This is a genomic window from Ramlibacter sp. JJN2-2R (assembly GCF_057747835.1).
On sequence record NZ_CM173226.1, the window covers coordinates 1,918,230 to 1,936,142 of the forward strand.

Genomic DNA, 17,913 nt, shown 5'->3' on the forward strand with positions numbered 1-17,913 from the left:
CCGCGCGGCGGCTAACATCGCCGCCATGCCGAGCGACGACAGCCTGCCCCGCGACGGCCAGCGCATCCTGGAGCTGGCCGCGCGGTCGATGTTCGACCTGTTCGCCAACGCCAGCGAGGGCATGCTGCTGGTCGACCGCGACGGCCGCGTCGTCTGGATCAACGACCAGTACAAGCGCTTCCTGCCCGCGCTGGGCTTCGAGCGGGTCGAGGACTTCGTCGGCCATCCGGTCGCCGAGGTGGTCCAGAACACCCAGATGGACCGGGTGATCCGCTCGGGCAAGCCGATCCTGATCGACCTGTTGTCGAACAAGGCCGGCACGTTCGTCGTCAGCCGCATCCCGCTGCGCGACGAGGGCGGCCAGGTGCTCGGCGCGCTGGGCATCGTGCTGTTCGACCATCCCGAGACCACGCTGCAGCCGCTGATCCAGAAGTTCGCGCACCTGCAGCGCGACCTGGAGGACGCCCGGCGCGAGCTGGCGACCCAGCGCCGCAACAAGTACACGCTCGCCAGCTTCGTCGGCTCGAGCCCGGCGGCGGTGGAAGTCAAGCGGCAGGCCCGCCGCGCCGCGCTCTCGGCCAGCCCGGTGCTGCTGCTCGGCGAGACCGGCACCGGCAAGGAGCTGCTGGCGCATGCCATCCATGCCGCCTCGCCGCGCGCCGCGGGGCCCCTGGTCAGCATCAACATCGCGGCCGTCCCGGACACCTTGCTGGAAGCCGAATTCTTCGGCGTGGCGCCCGGCGCCTTCACCGGCGCGGACCGCAAGGGCCGCGACGGCAAGTTCAGGCTGGCCGACGGCGGCACGCTGTTCCTCGACGAGATCGGCGACATGCCGCCGTCGCTGCAGCCCAAGCTGCTGCGGGCGCTGCAGGAAGGCGAGATCGAACCGCTCGGCTCGAACAAGGTGGTGCCGTTCGACGCCCGCGTGATCGCCGCGACATCGCGCGACCTCGGCGCCCTGGTGCGCGAGGGCCGGTTCCGCGAGGACCTGTACTACCGCCTGAACGTGCTGCCGATCCGGGTGCCGGCGCTGCGCGAGCGCCGCGCGGACATTCCGGCGCTGGTGGAGGTGCTGGGCGAGGACATGGCGCTTCGCAACGGCACGCCGCCGCCCGACGTGGCCCCGGACGCCATCGCGCTGCTGAGCGCGCAGGACTGGCGCGGCAACATCCGCGAGTTGCGCAACGTGCTCGAACAGGCGGCGATGCGCAGCGACACCCACCGCATCGACGTGCGGCACCTGGAGGAGGTGCTGCGCGACGCCGGCGTGGAGCGCATCGCACCCGCGCTGGCCGCGCCGGCCGGCGCGGGCGGCGCCGCTGGGGCCGGCGATCGGCTGCGGCCGCTGGCCGAACAGGTGGCGCAGGTCGAGCGCGCCGCCATCGAAGCCGCGATGGCCGCCACCGGCGGCAACAAGGTGGCGGCATCGCGCCTGCTCGGGATCTCGCGCGCCAAGCTGTACGAGCGCCTGGGCGAGCGCGAGAGTGTCTGAAATTCAGTCAACATGACTGAAAACAAGGCATTCGACTTGTCCGGAAATCGGGCATACCCGCTGGTGCTCAGCCGGAAATTCCTTTGAAATCAACGCGCTGCCCGGCTGGCACGGCGCCTGCACTGTGCAGCACAGGTTTGCAGACCAATCAGGAGACAAAGCATGCAACGTCGCACGTGGGTGGCGCTCGCCGCCTTGGCCGCTTCCATCGCGGCCGCCCCGGCCTTCGCCCAGGGCAAGGACCTCAAGATCGCGCACATCTATAGCCGCACCGGCCCGCTGGAGGCCTACGGCAAGCAGACCCAGACCGGCCTGATGATGGGCCTGGAGTACGCGACCGGCGGCACCATGACCGTCAACGGCCGCAAGATCGTGGTGATCGAGAAGGACGACCAGGGCAAGCCTGACCTGGGCAAGTCGCTGCTGGCCACCGCCTACTCCGACGACAAGGTCGACCTGGCCGTCGGCCCGACGTCCTCCGGCGTCGCGCTCGCCATGCTGCCCGTGGCCGAGGAGTACAAGAAGGTCCTGCTGGTGGAGCCGGCGGTGGCCGACTCGATCACCGGCGAGAAGTGGAACAAGTACATCTTCCGCACCGGCCGCAACAGCTCGCAGGACGCGATCTCCAACGCCGTGGCCGTCGACAAGGACGGCGTCTCGATCGCCATGCTGGCGCAGGACTATGCGTTCGGCCGCGACGGCGTCAAGGCGTTCAAGGACGCGCTGAAGAAGGCCAAGATCGTCCACGAGGAATACCTGCCCCCGACGACCACCGACTTCACCGCCGGCATCCAGCGCCTGATCGGCTCGCTCAAGGACAAGCCGGGCCGCAAGATCATCGCCGTGGTGTGGGCCGGCGGCACGCCGCCGTTCAACGCGCTGGCCGACGCCGACCTGAAGAACCGCTTCGGCATCGAGGTGGGCACCGGCGGCAACATCCTGCCGGCCATGACCGCCTACAAGCGCTTCCCGGGCATGGAGGGCGCGACCTACTACTACTTCGGCATCCCGAAGAACCCGGCCAACGAGGCCATGGTCTCCATGCACTACAAGCAGTTCAAGTCGCCGCCGGACTTCTTCACTGCGGGTGGCTTCTCGGCGGCGATGGCGATCGTCAGCGCCCTGAAGAAGACCAACGCCGACACCGCCAGCGACAAGCTGATCGCGGCGATGGAGGGCATGAGCTTCGACACTCCCAAGGGCAAGATGACCTTCCGCAAGGAAGACCACCAGGCGATGCAGAGCATGTACCACTTCAAGATCAAGGTCGACCCGGCCTTCGCCTGGGGCGTGCCCGAGCTGGTGCACGAGATCAAGCCCGAGGAAATGAGCGTTCCGATCCGGAACAAGCGCTAAGCCTTCGCCTTCAAGTCGCTGCGCGATTTGAAGGTGATCTGATCAGCGCATCGAGGACCGGCGAAGCCGGATCCTCGATGCACGAGGGACGGCGCTGCACGTTGTTCCGCGCCGCCCACGAAACTACTCGCGCCAGCGCCTGGCGCCCCGATCGGCTTCCATGTCCCGACTCGTCACCGAGGATCTGACCATCCGCTTCGGCGGCCACGTGGCCGTCAACGCGGTCAGCTGCAGCTTCGAGCCCGGCACGCTGACGGCCATCGTCGGCCCGAACGGCGCGGGCAAGACGACCTACTTCAACCTGATTTCCGGCCAGCTCAAGGCCAGCGCCGGCGGGGTGAGCCTGGGCGGGCGCGACCTCACGCGGCTGTCCGCCTCCGAGCGCACGCGCGCCGGGCTCGGGCGGGCGTTCCAGCTCACCAACCTGTTCCCGCGCCTGACGGTGCTGGAGAACGTGCGCCTGGCGGTGCAGGCCGCCCGCGAGGGTGCGCACCGGCGCGGCTTCAACCTGTGGAGCATCTGGAGCGACCACCGCGCGCTGCTCGAACGCGCGGACGAGATCCTGGCGACCATCGCGCTCAAGGACAAGGAGCACGAGCTGGTGGCGAACCTGCCGCACGGCGACCAGCGCAAGCTCGAGGTCGCGCTGCTGATGGCGCTGGAGCCGCAGGTGTTCATGTTCGACGAGCCCACCGCCGGCATGAACGCGGCCGAGGCGCCGGTGATCCTGGACCTGATCCGCCGGCTCAAGGCCGACCGCACCAAGACCATCCTGCTGGTGGAGCACAAGATGGACGTCGTGCGCGAACTGGCCGACCGCATCATCGTGCTGCACAACGGCACGCTGGTGGCCGACGGCGAGCCGGCCGAGGTGATCGCGTCGCCGGTGGTCCAGGAAGCCTACCTGGGCGTCGCCAGGGAGTCTGCATGAATCCGTCCTGCTCCCGCCCCCTCGAAAACCGATGAGCGACAACCTCCTCACGCTGTCCGAGGTGCACACGCACATCGGGGCGTACCACATCCTGCACGGGGTCGACCTCGCCGTGCCGCGCGGGCAGCTCACGATGCTGCTGGGCCGCAATGGCGCGGGCAAGACGACCACGCTGCGCACGATCATGGGCCTGTGGAAGGCCTCCAGCGGCCGCGTCACGTTCGGTGGCCGCGACATCACGGCCCTGCCGACGCCGCAGGTGGCCGGGCTGGGCATCGCCTACGTGCCCGAGAACATGGGCATCTTCGCCGACCTCACCGTGCGCGAGAACATGCTGCTGGCCGCGCGCGGCGCCAAGCATGCCGGGCAGTTCGACGACACCCGGCTGCAGTGGATCTTCTCGCTGTTCCCGGCGGTGGAGAAGTTCTGGAACCACCCGGCGGGCAAGCTGTCGGGCGGGCAGAAGCAGATGCTGGCGGTCTCGCGCGCGATCATCGAGCCGCGCGAGCTGCTGGTGATCGACGAGCCGAGCAAGGGCCTGGCCCCGGCCATCATCAACAACATGATCGACGCGTTCGCCCAGCTCAAGGCGAGCGGCGTGACCATCCTGCTCGTGGAGCAGAACTTCAACTTCGCCAGGCGGCTCGGCGACACGGTCGCCGTGATGGACAACGGCCGCATCGTGCATGCGGGCTCGATGCGCGCGCTGGCGGACGACGAGGCACTGCAGCATTCGCTGCTGGGACTGGCCCTGTGAAATCCGATTTCGACTGGAAGCCGCTGGCCCTCGTGCCGCTGCTCGCGCTGCTGGTGCTGCCCTTCATCGGGTCGGCCTCGACCTGGGTGACGCTCACCGTCGCGGGCCTGGCGATGGGCATGATCATCTTCGTCATCGCCTCGGGCCTGACGCTGGTGTTCGGCCTGATGGACGTGCTGAACTTCGGCCACGGCGTGTTCATCGCGCTCGGCGCCTTTGTCGCCACCAGCGTGCTGGGCGCGATGGCGGACTACACCGCCTCCGAGAGTCTGTGGCGCAACCTGCTGGCGGTGCTGCCGGCCATGCTGGTGGCGATGGCGGTCTCCGCGGCCATCGGCCTGGCGTTCGAGCGCTTCATCGTGCGCCCGGTGTACGGCAACCACCTCAAGCAGATCCTGATCACCATGGGCGGCATGATCATCGGCGAGGAACTGATCAAGGTCGTCTGGGGGCCGCAGCAGATCCCGCTGCCGCTGCCGCTGGGGATGCAGGGCACGCTGCTGCTCGGCGATGCCGCCGTCGAGAAGTACCGGCTGATCGCCGTCGTGGTGGGCCTGGTGGTGTTCGGCCTGCTGCTGTGGACGCTCACGCGCACCAAGCTGGGCCTGCTGATCCGCGCCGGCGTGCAGGACCGCGAGATGGTCGAGTCGCTCGGCTACCGCATCCACCTGCTGTTCGTGGGCGTGTTCGTCGCCGGCAGCGCGCTGGCCGGCCTGGGCGGCGTGATGTGGGGCCTGTACCAGCAGAACGTGGTGCCGCAGATGGGCGCGCAGGTCAACGTGCTGATCTTCATCGTGCTGATCATCGGCGGGCTGGGCTCGACCACCGGCGCCCTGATCGGCGCGCTGCTGGTGGGCCTGATGGCCAACTACACCGGCTTCCTGGTGCCCAAGGCGGCGCTGTTCTCCAACATCCTGCTGATGATGGCCATCCTGCTGTGGCGGCCGCAGGGCGTCTACGCATTGAGCCGCTGACCATGCTGACCCGACTGCTCTCGGCCGATTTCCCGCGCAGCCGCCTCCTGGCCGTGCTGCTGGTGGCGCTGCTGCTGGCGCTGGCGCTGACCCCGTTCCTGTTTCCGGGCGTGAAGGCGCTCAACGTCGCCGCCAAGGTGCTGGTGTTCACCGTCCTGGTGGCCAGCTTCGACCTGCTGCTGGGCTACACCGGCATCGTCAGCTTCGCCCACACCATGTTCTTCGGCATCGGTGCGTACGGCGTGGCGATCGCCTTCACCCGCCTGGGCCCGTCCTGGGGCGCGCTGGCGACGGGGCTGGCGGCGGCGCTGGGGCTGTCGTTCCTGCTGGCGCTGGCCATCGGCCTGTTCTCGCTGCGGGTGCGCGCGATCTTCTTCTCGATGATCACGCTGGCCTTCGCCGCCGCGTTCCAGACCCTGGCCTCGCAGCTGTCGGAGTTCACGGGCGGGGAGGACGGCCTGACCTTCAAGGTGCCCGAGCTGCTGTCGCCGAGCCACGAGTTCTCCGACGCCCCCTTCCTCGGCGTGTCGCTGGACGGCCGGCTGCTGTGCTACTACCTGCTGTTCGTCGCGGCGGTGGTGCTGGTGCTCGCCATGCTGCGCATCGTGAATTCGCCCTTCGGGCGCGTGCTGCAGGCCATCCGCGAGAACGAGTTCCGCGCCGAAGCCATCGGCTACCGGGTGGTGGTGTACCGCACGGCCTCCAGCATCCTGTCCGCGCTGTTCGCCACGCTCGCCGGCGCCATGCTGGCGCTCTGGCTGCGCTACAACGGCCCCGACACCTCGCTCTCGTTCGAGGTCATGCTCGACGTGCTGCTGATCGTGGTGATCGGCGGCATGGGCACCGTCTATGGCGCCGCCATCGGCTCGGGCCTGTTCATCGTGGCCCAGAGCTACCTGCAGGACCTGCTGCGCATCGCGAGCGAAGCCGCCTCGTCGCTGCCCTGGGTGGCCGCGCTGCTGTCGCCCGACCGCTGGCTGCTCTGGCTGGGCCTGCTGTTCGTGCTCTCGGTCTATTACTTCCCCACCGGCATCGTCGGGCGCCTGCGCGCCATGGCGGTGACGCAGCCGCAGCCGCGGCCCCCACGACGAGCGGCTCCAGCCGCCGCAGGAGACAAGCAGTGAATCTCGCAGTGTCGCGGCGGCTTGCCGCCTCGTTCGGCGCCCTGGCGCTGGCGGCTTTCTCGCTCGCGCCGGCGCGCGCCGACATCGTGATCGGCCAGATCGCGCCGCTGTCGGGGGTGCTGGCCACCACCGGGCAGCAGATGGTGCTGGGCGGCAAGGTCTACTTCGACAGCGTCAACGCGCGCGGCGGCATCAACGGCCAGAAGATCAGGGTGGTCACCGCCGACGACGGCTACAAGGTCGACGAGACGGTGCGGCTCACGCGCGAGATGGTCGCGCAGCCCGAGGTCGTGGCGCTGTTCGGTTTCGCGGGCACGGCCAACATCGGCCAGCTGCTGGCCGACAAGGTGCTCGAAGGCGCGGGCGTCGCGCTCGTGGCGCCGTACACGGGCGGCGAATCGCTGCGCAACCCGTTCAACCCCTGGATCTTCCACCTGCGCGCCGGCTATGCCGACGAAGCCGAGCACATGATCCAGCAGCTGTACACGCTGGGGGCGCGGCGCATCGCGGTCGTGTACCAGAACGACGGCTTCGGCAAGGCGGGGCTGTCCGGCGTGGAGGCCGCGCTGGCCAAGCGCAGCCTGAAGCTCGCGGCGGCGGCGCCCTACGAGCGCAACACGGACAAGGTGGACGACGCGGTGCGCGCCATCAAGGCGGCGGAGCCGCAGGCGGTGATCATGATCGCCGTCAACAAGCCGGCCGCCGCGTTCATCAAGCAGTACCGCGAGGCCGGCGGCGGCGCGCAGCTGTACAACATCTCGGTGGTGGACCCCGCCGAGCTGGTCAAGCTTGCCGGGCTGAAGAACGCGCACGGCCTGGGCATCAGCCAGGTGGTGCCGTATCCGTACACGCCCAACCTGCCCGTGATCCGCGAGTACCAGGAGGCGCTGCGGCGATTCGCGCCGGACCAGGTGCCGAACTACACCAGCTTCGAGGAGTTCCTGGGCGCCAAGGTGCTGGTCGAGGCGCTGCGCAAGACGGGCGCCAACCCGACCCGCGCCCAGGTGATCAAGGCGCTGGAGGGCCTGCGCGACCTGGACCTGGGCGGCATCAAGGTGCACTACGCGCCCGACAACCGGGTCGGCTCGCGTTTCGTCGAAGTCACCGTGATCGGCAGCTCCGGCAAGCTGCTGAAGTAGCCGGCCGCACCCGAAAGGACCCGCCATGTCGCCCAGCTCGCACTACGTCACCTGCGCCGGCCGCGAGATCCATTACGTGCAGTGGGGCGAGGGGCCGTCCACCGTCATCGCCTGGCACGGGCTGGCCCGCACCGGCCGCGACATGGACGAACTGGCCGCGCACCTCGCGGGCCGCTACCGCGTGATCTGCCCCGACACCATCGGGCGCGGCCTGTCGCAGTGGAGCGCCGATCCGCACAATGAGTACACGCTGGCCTTCTATGCCCGCCTGGCCGCCGAGTTGCTCGACCGCCTCGGCATCGAGAGCGCGCACTGGGTCGGCACCTCCATGGGCGGCGCGATCGGCACCGTGTGCGCGGGCGGCCTGGCGCAGCCGGCGCTGAAGGGACGCATCCGCAGCCTGGTGCTGAACGACAACGCGCCCCAGCTCGCCGACGCGGCGCTGGAGCGCATCAAGGCCTATGCCGGCCATCCGCCCGCGTTCGCCACAGTGGCCGAACTGGAGGCGTTCTTCCGCCAGGTCTACAGGCCGTACGGCTGGCTCAGCGACGCGCAATGGCGCCGCCTGACCGAAACCTCGGTGCGCCGGCTGCCCGACGGGCGCGTGACCCCGCACTACGACCCGGCGATGGTGCGGCAGTTCACCGACCACCCGCACGACTACCTGCTGTGGGAGCACTGGGACCGCATCGACATCCCGGTGCTGTGCCTGCGCGGCGCCGACTCCGACCTGGTGCTGCCCGAGACCACGGCCGAGATGATGCGCCGCGGGCCGGGCGCGCGCGGGCTGGCACGCGTGGTCGAGATTCCCGGCTGCGGCCATGCGCCCGCGCTGAACGTGCCGGACCAGCTCGACCTGGTGGCCGGGTTCATCGACGGCTGCGAGCAGGCGCCCCGCGCCTAACGCGCGGCGCCGCGGGCCAGGGCCAGTTCGCGCGAACGCGCCAGCGCCTGCACATCCGGTTGCTCGCGCGTGGGCCAGCCCGCCAGGTGCGTGGCCGCGATGGCCGCCAGCGCGCGGATCCAGGCCGGGTCCGCATTGAGGCAGGGGAGGTAGTGAAACACCTTGCCGCCGGCGGTGAGGAAGGCGTCGCGGCCCTCCTGCGCGATCTCCTCCAGCGTCTCCAGGCAGTCGCTGGTGAAGCCGGGGCAGGCCACGTCCACGCGGGCCACGCCCCGGCGCGCCAGGTCGCGCAAGGTGGGCTCGGTGTACGGCTCGAGCCACCTGGCCTTGCCGAAGCGCGACTGGAACGACAGCGTGTACTGCCCTGGCTCCAGGCCGAGCCGCGCGGCGAGCAGGCGCGCGGTCTTGTGGCATTCGCAGTGGTACGGATCGCCCAGCTGCAGCGTGCGCTCGGGCACGCCGTGGAAGCTCATCACCAGGTGGTCGGGGCGGCCGTTGGCGCGCCAGTGCGACTGGATGCCCGCCGCCAGCGCCTCGATGTAGCCCGCGTCGTCGTGGTAGCGGTTCACGAAGCGCAGCTCGGGCACGTTGCGCACGCGCGAGGCCCAGGCGCCGACGTCGTCGACCAGGCTGGCCGTGGTGGTGCCGGAATACTGCGGATACGCGCTGAGCACGAGGATGCGGGTGGCGCCCTCGGCCTTGAGCGCGTCGAGTTGCGATGCGATGGAGGGATTGCCGTAGCGCATCGCGTAGCGCACCTTCACGCCGCGGTGCCCCGCCTCGCCCAGCGCGCCCTGCAGCAGCTTGGCCTGGCGCTCGGTCCACACCTTCAGCGGCGAGCCGTCCTGCGTCCAGATGCTGGCGTACTTGGCCGCCGACTTGGCCGAGCGCAGCGGCAGGATCACGCCGTGCAGCAGCGGCAGCCACACGGCGCGCGGGATCTCGACGACGCGCGGGTCGCCCAGGAACTGGCGCAGGTAGCGCCGCACCGCCGCGGGCGTGGGCGCGTCCGGCGTTCCCAGGTTGCAAAGCAGGATGCCCGTCGCCGGCGCCTGGCCGTGGGCGAATGGCGGTTCCGTCCGATAGGGCAGTGCGGAAGGCATCCGCTATTCTCGCCTGCATGCTGGACACGACGAAGGTCAGGGCCATCTCCCTCGACCTGGACGACACGCTGTGGCCGATCTGGCCCACCATCGAGCGCGCCGAGCGGGTGCTGCACGACTGGCTGGCCGACCACGCACCCATGGCCGCGGCGCTGTTCGCCAACCCGGGCGCGCTGCGCGAGATCCGCAACCACGTGGGCGAGCACCGGCCCGATCTGAAGCACGACCTGAGCGCGGTGCGGCGCGAATCGATCCGGCTGGCGCTTTACCGCGCCGGCGAGGATCCGCTGCTGGCCGGCCCGGCGTTCGACGTCTTCTTTGCCGCGCGCCAGCAGGTGGACCTGTTCGAGGACGCGCTGGAGGCGCTGCAGTTCCTGGCCAGCCGGTTCCCGCTGGTGAGCCTGTCCAACGGCAATGCCGACCTGCAGCGGGTGGGCATCGCGAGCTATTTCCGCGCCGCGGTGTCGGCGCGCGAATTCGGGGTCGGCAAGCCCGACCCGCGCATCTTCCATGCTGCGGCGGGCGCCGTGGAGGTCGAACCGGCGCAGGTGCTGCACGTCGGCGACGACGCGACGCTGGATGTCGTGGGCGCGCTGAACGCCGGCATGCAGGCGGTCTGGGTGAATCGCGAGGACCACGCCTGGCCGCACGAGCAGCAGCCGCACGTGGCCGTCACCGACCTGCGGCAGCTGTGCGAACTGTTTCGCTGACCGCGGCGACGGCCGCGAGCGCGGAACGCACCGCGCCTTCCAGGGTCGCGGGGTAGGGGCCGGCCACGTAGTCGCCGCAGGCGGCCAGGCCGGGTGCGATGCGGTCCGGCGGCCGGGCCAGGGCCGGCGTGCATGCGAACGTCGCGCGCTTTTCCACGACCGTCTGCACCGGCCGGACCGCCCAGCCCAGCGCGGCGGCCTGCGCGACCACCTGTTCCTGCAGTGCCGCCGCATCGCCCTGGCTCGCGCTGACCACCCATGCGAGCAGTCCGGCAGGCCCGCCCAGCTGGCCGCGGTCGAACACGAACTGCGCCGGCCGCGTGTCGTCGCTGCGCAAGGCGAGCATCGGCAGGGGGAGGGCGGGGCCGGTCGTGTAGACCGTGGCGATCGCCTCGTGGGCGAGGCCCCGCGCGGCGGCCAGCCAGCCGGCCGCGGGGACGCCGGCGCCCGCGACCAGCCGCGCCGCTTCCCAGCTCGGGCAGGCCAGCAGCACGGCGTCGAACGATTCGCCGTCGACGGCCCATCCCTGGGCGGCCGGCGCGATCGACTGCACGCGCGCCGCCTGGCGCAGCACGGCGCCGTGGCCGCGCAGCCAGTCGGCGGCCGCCTGCGGAAACAGCCGGCCGAGATCGGCCTTGGGCAGCAGGAGGTCCGACGCGGCCCAGCCGCCCTGCGCGGGCGCGAATAGCGCGTCGCGCAGCACGCGCAGGAACACCTGCGCGCTCGCCCGCTGCGCGGGGACGTTGAGGGCCGACACGCACAGCGGCTCCAGGAGTTCGTCCATCACCCGCGCCGGCAAGCCGGCGCCCAGCCGCCGCACGCTCCAGTCCGCGTCGCAGGTGAAGTCCTTCAGCCGCCAGCCCGCGGCCGTGCGCAGCAGCGCGAGCCGGTCCGCCCACGACCAGCCCCTGGCGGTGGCGATGCCCCAGGCGACGTTCAGCGGCGCGGGCGCGTCGGGCAGCGCCAGCCCGCCGCCATCGGGAAAGCGCAGCGTGAGGGGCAGCCGCAGCAGGACGTCGCGCGGGTCGATGCCGACCTGCCGCATGAGGGCGAGCGTGTCGGTGTACGCCCCGATGAGGATGTGCTGGCCGTTGTCCAGCGTCGCCGGCGAGCCGTCTGGCAGGCGCACCTCGAGGCTGCGGGCGCGGCCGCCCAGATGGCGCGTGGCCTCGAACACCGTCACCGAATCGCCGCGCGCCGTCGCCGTCACGGCGGCGGCCAGCCCGGCCCAGCCGGCGCCCACGACGGCCAGCCGCATGCTCAGAGGCGGCCCAGCGCCTGGACCTTCCAGGCGAGCCACAGCTTGCGCAGCGGCGTGAGGCTCACGCGCTGGTGCAGCACGCGGAAGTCCTCGTCCTCGATCTCGCGCAGCAGCGTGCGGTAGATGCTGGCCATCATCAGCCCGGGCTTCTGGCTGCGCCGGTCCTGCGCCGGCAGCAGCGCGAGCGCCTCGTCGTACAGCCGGTGCGCCCGCTGCGCCTGGAAGCGCATCAGGGCGGTGAACCGGTCGGAGTACTGGCGCCCCGTGATCTCGTGCGCCTTGACGTCGAACTGCTGCAGCTCGCTGATGGGCAGGTAGATGCGGCCGCGCATCGCGTCCTCGCCGACGTCGCGGATGATGTTGGTGAGCTGGAAGGCCAGCCCGAGCTTGTGTGCGTACGCGGTGGTGTCCGCGTGCGTCTGGCCGAAGATGCGCGCCGACACCTCGCCGACCACGCCGGCCACCAGGTGGCAGTACCGCTCGAGCCCGGCGAAATCGAGGTAACGGGTCTGCTCCAGGTCCATGCGGCAGCCTTCGATCACGGCCTGCAGCTGGCGCTCCTCCAGCCCGAAGGCGGCGGCCGCCGGCATGAAGGCGCGCATGACGGGATGCTGCGGCTGGCCGGCGAATGCGCGCGCGACCTCGGTCTGCCACCAGGCGAGCTTTGTCTGGGCGATGCCGGGGTCGGCCACTTCGTCCACGACGTCGTCCACCTCGCGGCAGAACGCATAGAACGCGGTGATCGCCTCGCGGCGGGGCTTGGGCAGGAAGAGGAAGGCGTAGTAGAAGCTGCTGCCGGATGCTGCCGCCTTCTCCTGGACGTATTGCTCCGGGGTCATGGGGGCGATTGTCACATCCATGCGGACCGCCACAGGATGCGCGGGATGTCGGCGCGGCCGACGGTCGGCCGGCTCGCGAGCGTGTCGAAGCCCTGGGCCTCGATCCGGTCGAGGATGCGCAGTCCGCCCTGCACCACGGCGCGCAGCTCCCAGCCGGCGCGGCCCGGCACCCGGTGCACGAGCGGCGCGCCCTCGCGCATCAGCGAGCGGGCCCACGCGCATTCGGCCGCGAGCAGGCGGGCCCGGGCGGGCGCCGGGGCCGACTCGGGATGCCTCGGATCGATGCCGTGCGCGGCGCAATCGGCATCGGGCAGGTAGCGCCGGCCTCGCGCGAGGTCGCGCCCGAGGTCCTGCCAGAAGTTGATCAACTGCAGCGCGCTGCAGATCGCATCGCTCTCGCGCAGCGCCTGCGCGCCGTGCACGCCGTACAGGTGCAGGAGCAGGCGGCCGACCGGGTCGGCCGAGCGGCGGCAGTAGTCCAGCAGTTCGGCGCGATCCGCATAGCCGGCGCCGTCGCGCGTCTTCACGACGTCCTGCTCGAACGCGCTGAGCAGGTCCTGCAGCAGTGGCATGGGCAGGCCGAAGGCGGCGATCGCCCGGCCCAGGGGACCGAACACCTCGGGCCAGCGACCGGACACGTGGGAGGGATCCGCGGTGCCGGCCAGCTCGGCCCGGTAGGTCGCCAGGTCGGCCAGCCGCTGCGCGGCGGGCGCGTCGCCTTCGTCGGCGATGTCGTCGGCGGTCCGCGCAAACCAGTAGATGGCGGCGATGGGCGGGCGCAATCGGGGCGGGCACAGCCACGAAGCCACCGGAAAGTTCTCGTAATGGTCGACCGGTCGTGCCGGATGCTCTTCAGTCACGGGGCACGATTGTCGCTTGACACCCGCGATCTGCCACAATAGATTACTAACCAGTCAGTCAGTAAGAGGTCGCTTCGCCATGTCCACGCTCGTCCACGGCCGCCTGCTGCCGCTCCTTGCCGCCGCCGTGCTGGCCAGTGCGTGCTCCAAGCCGGAGCCCGCCCCGGAGCCGATCCGCTCGGTCAAGGTGATCACCACCGGCGTGAGCAGCTTCGAGTCCGGGCACGAGTTCTCCGGCGAGGTGCGCCCGCGCATCGAATCGCGCCTGGGCTTCCGGGTGGCGGGCAAGATCGTGCGCCGCCAGGCCGAGCTCGGCCAGCGGGTCAGGCCCGGCGACGTGCTCGCCCAGCTCGATCCGCAGGACTACCGGCTGGCCGCCGAAGCGGCCCGCGCCCAGGTCACGGCCGCCCGGACCAACCGCGACCTGGCCGCCGCCGACTTCAAGCGCTATGCGGCGCTGCGCGACCAGAACTTCATCAGCGGGGCCGAGCTGGAGCGCCGGGACACGGCGTTCAAGGCCGCCCAGGCGCAGCTGGACCAGGCGCAGGCGCAACTGGCCTCGCAGAGCAACCAGGCCCAGTACACGACCCTGGTGGCCGACGCCGCCGGCGTGGTCACCGCCATCGAGGCCGAGCCCGGCCAGGTCGTCACGGCTGGCGCCCCGGTCGTGCGCATCGCGCAGGACGGCCCGCGCGACGTGGTGTTTTCCGTGCCCGAGGACAAGGTGGCGGCGATCCGACCCGGCTCGCCCGTGGCCGTGAAGGTCTGGGCCGGCGGCGCCTTCGACGGCAGGGTGCGCGAGGTGGGCGCGAGCGCCGACCCGGTCACGCGCACCTTCACCGTGAAGGTGGGCATCGAGGGCGCGAACCAGCCGCCGCTCGGCACCACGGCCAGCGTCACGCCGCAGGCCCTGAGCCTGGCCGGCACGCCGGTGATCAAGCTGCCCACCAGCGCCTTGCGGCAGGACGGCAAGGCGACGGCCGTGTGGGTGCTCGACCGCACCACGATGACCGTGCGCTCGCAGCCGGTGCAGGTGGCCACCGCCGACGGCAACGAGGCCGTCATCGCCTCCGGGCTGCAGCCCGGCATGACCGTCGTGGCGGCGGGCGTGCACGTGCTGTCGCCCGGGCAGAAGGTGCGCATCTGGGAGGAGCGCTCGTCGGCCGCCGCCATGGCGCCGTCCGCTTCGGTGGCCGACAGCGCCGTGCACCCCGTGGCGATCCGGTGAGGGCGGGCATGAGCGACGACGACACCGGCCAGTCCGGCTTCAACCTCTCGCGCTGGGCGCTCGAACACCCGGCGCTCACCCGCTACCTCATGGTGGTGCTGATGGTCTTCGGCCTGGCGGCGTACTTCCAGCTCGGCCAGGACGAGGACCCGCCGTTCACCTTCCGCGCGATGGTGGTGCGCACGTACTGGCCGGGCGCCACCGCCCAGCAGGTGGCCGAGCAGGTGACCGACAAGCTCGAGCGCACGCTGCAGGAAGTGCCGTACGCGGACAAGATCCGCAGCTACTCCAAGCCGGGCGAGTCGCAGATCATCTTCCAGATCAAGGACTCCTCGCGCCCCGGCGACGTGCCCAACGTCTGGTACGCGGTGCGCAAGAAGATCGGCGACATGCGCTACCAGCTGCCCGCCGGCATCCAGGGGCCGTTCTTCAACGACGACTTCGGCGACGTGTACGGCGTGATCTATGCGCTCGAGGGCGACGGCTTCAGCTACGCCGAACTCAAGACGTTCGCCGACGACGTGCGCCAGCAGTTGCTGCGCCTGCCGGACGTGGCCAAGGTCGAGCTGTTCGGCGTGCAGGACGAGAAGCTGTACGTGGAGATCTCGCAGAAGCGCCTGTCGCAGCTGGGCCTGGACTTCAACCAGGTCCTGCAGCAGCTCGGCCAGCAGAACGCGGTGGAGTCGGCCGGGGCCGTGCAGACGCCGCTGGACGTGGTGCAGGTGCGCGTGGGCGGGCAGTTCCAGGCCGTCGAGCAGCTCGCCGCGATGCCGATCCGCGGCAGCTCGGGCAGCCAGCTGCGCCTGGGCGACATCGCCGAGATCAAGCGCGGCTACGTCGACCCGCCGCAGGTCAAGGTGCGGCACGCCGGCAAGGACGTGATCGGGCTGGGCGTGTCGATGGCCAAGGGGGGCGACATCATCGAGCTGGGCAAGTCGCTGCGCGGCGCCTTCCACCGCATCGAGGACGGGCTGCCCGCGGGCGTGCGCCTGGTGCAGCTGCAGGACCAGCCCAGGGCGGTGGCGACCTCGGTCAACGAGTTCGTGCGCACGCTGGTCGAGGCGGTGGTGATCGTGCTGGCCGTGAGCTTCCTGGCCCTGGGCTTCCACAAGCGGCCGGATGCCGCGGCGCTGCCGCTGTGGAGGCGCTACTACGTCGACATCCGGCCCGGCCTGGTGGTGGGCATCACGATCCCGCTGGTGCTGGCGGTGACGTTCCTGGCCATGGACTACTGGGGCATCGGCCTGCACAAGATCTCGCTCGGCTCGCTGATCATCGCGCTGGGCCTGCTGGTGGACGACGCCATCATCGCCGTCGAGATGATGGTGCGAAAGATGGAGGAGGGTTACGACAAGGTCCGCGCCGCCACCTTCGCCTACGAGGTGACCGCGATGCCGATGCTCACCGGCACCCTGATCACCGCGGCCGGCTTCCTGCCGATCGGCATGGCGCGCTCGACCGTCGGCGAGTACACCTTCGCCATCTTCGCGGTGACGGTCATCGCGCTGGTGATCAGCTGGTTCTGCTCGGTGTACTTCGTGCCCTACCTGGGCACGCTGCTGCTCAAGGCCAAGCCGGTCACCGGCGAGCACCACGAGCACTTCGACACCGCCTTCTACCGCGGCTTTCGCCGCACCGTGAACTGGTGCGTGGCGCACCGCTGGGCGACCCTCGGGCTGACGGTCCTGGTCTTCGTGCTGGGCATCGCGGGCATGGGCCGGGTGCAGCAGCAGTTCTTCCCCGATTCCAGCCGCCCGGAGATCCTGGTCGACATCTGGTTCCCCGAGGGCACGTCGTTCGCCGCCAACGAGGCCACGACCCGCCGCGTCGAGCAGCGGCTGCTGCGCGAGCCCGGCGTCACGGACGTGAGCACCTGGGTCGGCTCGGGCGTGCCGCGCTTCTACCTGCCGCTGGACCAGGTGTTCCCGCAGTCCAACGTGTCGCAGTTCATCATCCAGCCGCGCGACCTGCACACGCGCGAGACGCTGCGCATGCGGCTGCCGGCGCTGCTGGCCACCGAGTTCCCCGAGGTGCGCGGCCGCGTGAAGCTGCTGCCCAATGGGCCGCCCGTGCCGTACCCGGTGCAGTTCCGCGTCGTCGGGCCCGAGCCGCAGGCGCTGCGCGAGCGCGCCGACGAGGTCAAGGCCGCGATGCGCCAGAGCCCCAACACGCGGGGCGTGAACGACAACTGGAACGAGTCGGTGAAGGTGCTGCGGCTGGAAGTCGACCAGGCCAAGGCGCGCGCGCTGGGGGTGACCAGCCAGTCGATCGCGCAGGCCGCCCGCACGATCCTGTCGGGCAACACCGTGGGCCAGTACCGCGAGGGCGACAAGCTGATCGACATCGTGCTGCGCCAGCCGCTGGACGAGCGCAATGCGATCACCGACATCGGCGACGCCTACCTGCCCACGGCCTCGGGCAAGTCGATCCCGCTCACGCAGATCGCCAAGCCGGTGTTCACCTGGGAGCCGGGGGTGATGTGGCGCGAGAACCGCGACTACGCCATCACCGTGCAGGCGGACATCGTCGAGGGCCTGCAGGGCGCGACCGTGACCAGCGAGCTGCTGCCCACGCTCCAGAAGCTGCAGGCCAAGTGGCCGCCGGGCTACCGCATCGACGTGGCGGGCGCGGTGGAGGAAAGCTCCAAGGGCTCCTCGTCGATCGCGGCGGGCCTGCCGGTGATGCTGTTCATCACCTTCACGCTGTTGATGCTGCAGCTGCAGAGCTTCAGCCGCGCGATGCTGGTGTTCCTGACCGGCCCGCTGGGCATCGCCGGCGTCGCCGGGGCGCTGCTGGTGCTGGACCGCCCGTTCGGGTTCGTGGCCCTGCTGGGCGTGATCGCCCTCATGGGGATGATCCAGCGCAACTCGGTGATCCTGATCGACCAGATCGAGCAGGACCGAGCCCGCGGGGTGCCGGCCTGGGACGCGATCGTGGAGTCGGCCGTGCGCCGCCTGCGCCCGATCGTGCTGACGGCCGCGGCGGCGGTGCTGGCCATGATCCCCCTCTCGCGCTCGGTGTTCTGGGGCCCGATGGCGGTGGCGATCATGGGCGGCCTGATCGTCGCCACGGTGCTGACGCTGCTGGCCTTGCCGGCGATGTACGCCGCCTGGTTCCGGGTGCGGCGCGACGAGGTTGCGCTGGCCGGGCAGGGCGCCGGGGAGGCCCGTCCCGCGTAAGCATTAAAATCGCAGACTGACCGAATTCGGGCGGGCGGCCGGTGTTTCCAGATCCG

15 protein-coding genes are annotated in these 17,913 nt (G+C 70.7%); 11 read left to right on the forward strand and 4 right to left on the reverse strand.

The genetic code is table 11. From position 1 onward, the window contains the following. Nucleotides 1-25: 25 nt before the first annotated feature. From AC3ANR_RS09480 to AC3ANR_RS09515, 8 genes are all read left to right on the forward strand, one after another. A complete protein-coding gene (locus AC3ANR_RS09480) occupies nt 26-1,492 on the forward strand; it encodes a sigma-54 interaction domain-containing protein (protein ID WP_488291628.1) in 1,467 nt (488 codons plus the stop codon). A gap of 162 nt (nt 1,493-1,654) precedes the next feature. Next, nucleotides 1,655-2,848 carry a substrate-binding domain-containing protein gene (locus AC3ANR_RS09485; RefSeq protein ID WP_488291629.1) on the forward strand — a complete coding sequence of 398 codons (1,194 nt, stop codon included), beginning with the start codon at nt 1,655-1,657 and terminating at the stop codon, nt 2,846-2,848. A 160-nt stretch (nt 2,849-3,008) separates the two neighbouring features. After that, a complete protein-coding gene (locus AC3ANR_RS09490) occupies nt 3,009-3,779 on the forward strand; it encodes an ABC transporter ATP-binding protein (RefSeq protein WP_488291630.1) in 771 nt (256 codons plus the stop codon). Between the two features lie 31 nt (nt 3,780-3,810). Continuing rightward, complete coding sequence (locus AC3ANR_RS09495) at nt 3,811-4,536, forward strand: ABC transporter ATP-binding protein (protein WP_488291631.1); 726 nt, start codon at nt 3,811-3,813, stop codon at nt 4,534-4,536. Next, on the forward strand, nt 4,533-5,510 hold the full coding sequence (locus AC3ANR_RS09500; protein WP_488291632.1) for a branched-chain amino acid ABC transporter permease: 978 nt from the start codon (nt 4,533-4,535) through the stop codon (nt 5,508-5,510). The genes AC3ANR_RS09495 and AC3ANR_RS09500 overlap by 4 nt, the downstream gene beginning before the upstream one ends. Nucleotides 5,511-5,512: 2 nt before the next feature. Further along, nucleotides 5,513-6,634 carry a branched-chain amino acid ABC transporter permease gene (locus AC3ANR_RS09505; protein WP_488291633.1) on the forward strand — a complete coding sequence of 374 codons (1,122 nt, stop codon included), beginning with the start codon at nt 5,513-5,515 and terminating at the stop codon, nt 6,632-6,634. Next, nucleotides 6,631-7,773 carry an ABC transporter substrate-binding protein gene (locus AC3ANR_RS09510; RefSeq protein WP_488291634.1) on the forward strand — a complete coding sequence of 381 codons (1,143 nt, stop codon included), beginning with the start codon at nt 6,631-6,633 and terminating at the stop codon, nt 7,771-7,773. The genes AC3ANR_RS09505 and AC3ANR_RS09510 overlap by 4 nt, the downstream gene beginning before the upstream one ends. Nucleotides 7,774-7,798: 25 nt before the next feature. Further along, nucleotides 7,799-8,677: an alpha/beta fold hydrolase gene (locus AC3ANR_RS09515; protein ID WP_488291635.1), complete on the forward strand. Its 879-nt coding sequence runs from the start codon at nt 7,799-7,801 to the stop codon at nt 8,675-8,677. On the opposite strand, the gene hemH is transcribed toward AC3ANR_RS09515, so the two are convergent. Continuing rightward, complete coding sequence (gene hemH / locus AC3ANR_RS09520) at nt 8,674-9,780, reverse strand: ferrochelatase (RefSeq protein ID WP_488291636.1); 1,107 nt, start codon at nt 9,778-9,780, stop codon at nt 8,674-8,676. The two genes, AC3ANR_RS09515 and hemH, sit on opposite strands and share 4 nt — an antisense overlap. 17 nt (nt 9,781-9,797) lie before the next feature. Between hemH and AC3ANR_RS09525 the strand changes: the two genes are divergently transcribed. Then, nucleotides 9,798-10,490: an HAD family hydrolase gene (locus tag AC3ANR_RS09525; protein WP_488291637.1), complete on the forward strand. Its 693-nt coding sequence runs from the start codon at nt 9,798-9,800 to the stop codon at nt 10,488-10,490. Here AC3ANR_RS09525 and hpnE read toward each other — a convergent pair. Genes hpnE through hpnC form a run of 3 tightly spaced genes read right to left on the reverse strand, consistent with a single transcriptional unit; the run spans nt 10,453 to nt 13,450 of the window. Beyond that, nucleotides 10,453-11,748 (reverse strand): hydroxysqualene dehydroxylase HpnE, encoded by a 1,296-nt coding sequence (gene hpnE / locus AC3ANR_RS09530; protein WP_488291638.1) that lies wholly within the window; start codon nt 11,746-11,748, stop codon nt 10,453-10,455. The two genes, AC3ANR_RS09525 and hpnE, sit on opposite strands and share 38 nt — an antisense overlap. 2 nt (nt 11,749-11,750) lie before the next feature. Further along, a complete protein-coding gene (hpnD, locus tag AC3ANR_RS09535) occupies nt 11,751-12,590 on the reverse strand; it encodes a presqualene diphosphate synthase HpnD (RefSeq protein WP_488291639.1) in 840 nt (279 codons plus the stop codon). Between the two features lie 11 nt (nt 12,591-12,601). Continuing rightward, on the reverse strand, nt 12,602-13,450 hold the full coding sequence (hpnC, locus tag AC3ANR_RS09540; protein ID WP_488291640.1) for a squalene synthase HpnC: 849 nt from the start codon (nt 13,448-13,450) through the stop codon (nt 12,602-12,604). A gap of 79 nt (nt 13,451-13,529) precedes the next feature. Between hpnC and AC3ANR_RS09545 the strand changes: the two genes are divergently transcribed. Both AC3ANR_RS09545 and AC3ANR_RS09550 read left to right on the forward strand, forming a co-directional pair. After that, nucleotides 13,530-14,678, forward strand: coding sequence for an efflux RND transporter periplasmic adaptor subunit (locus tag AC3ANR_RS09545; RefSeq protein WP_488291641.1), 1,149 nt, complete (start codon nt 13,530-13,532; stop codon nt 14,676-14,678). A gap of 8 nt (nt 14,679-14,686) precedes the next feature. Next, complete coding sequence (locus AC3ANR_RS09550) at nt 14,687-17,857, forward strand: efflux RND transporter permease subunit (protein WP_488291642.1); 3,171 nt, start codon at nt 14,687-14,689, stop codon at nt 17,855-17,857. Nucleotides 17,858-17,913: the final 56 nt, after the last annotated feature.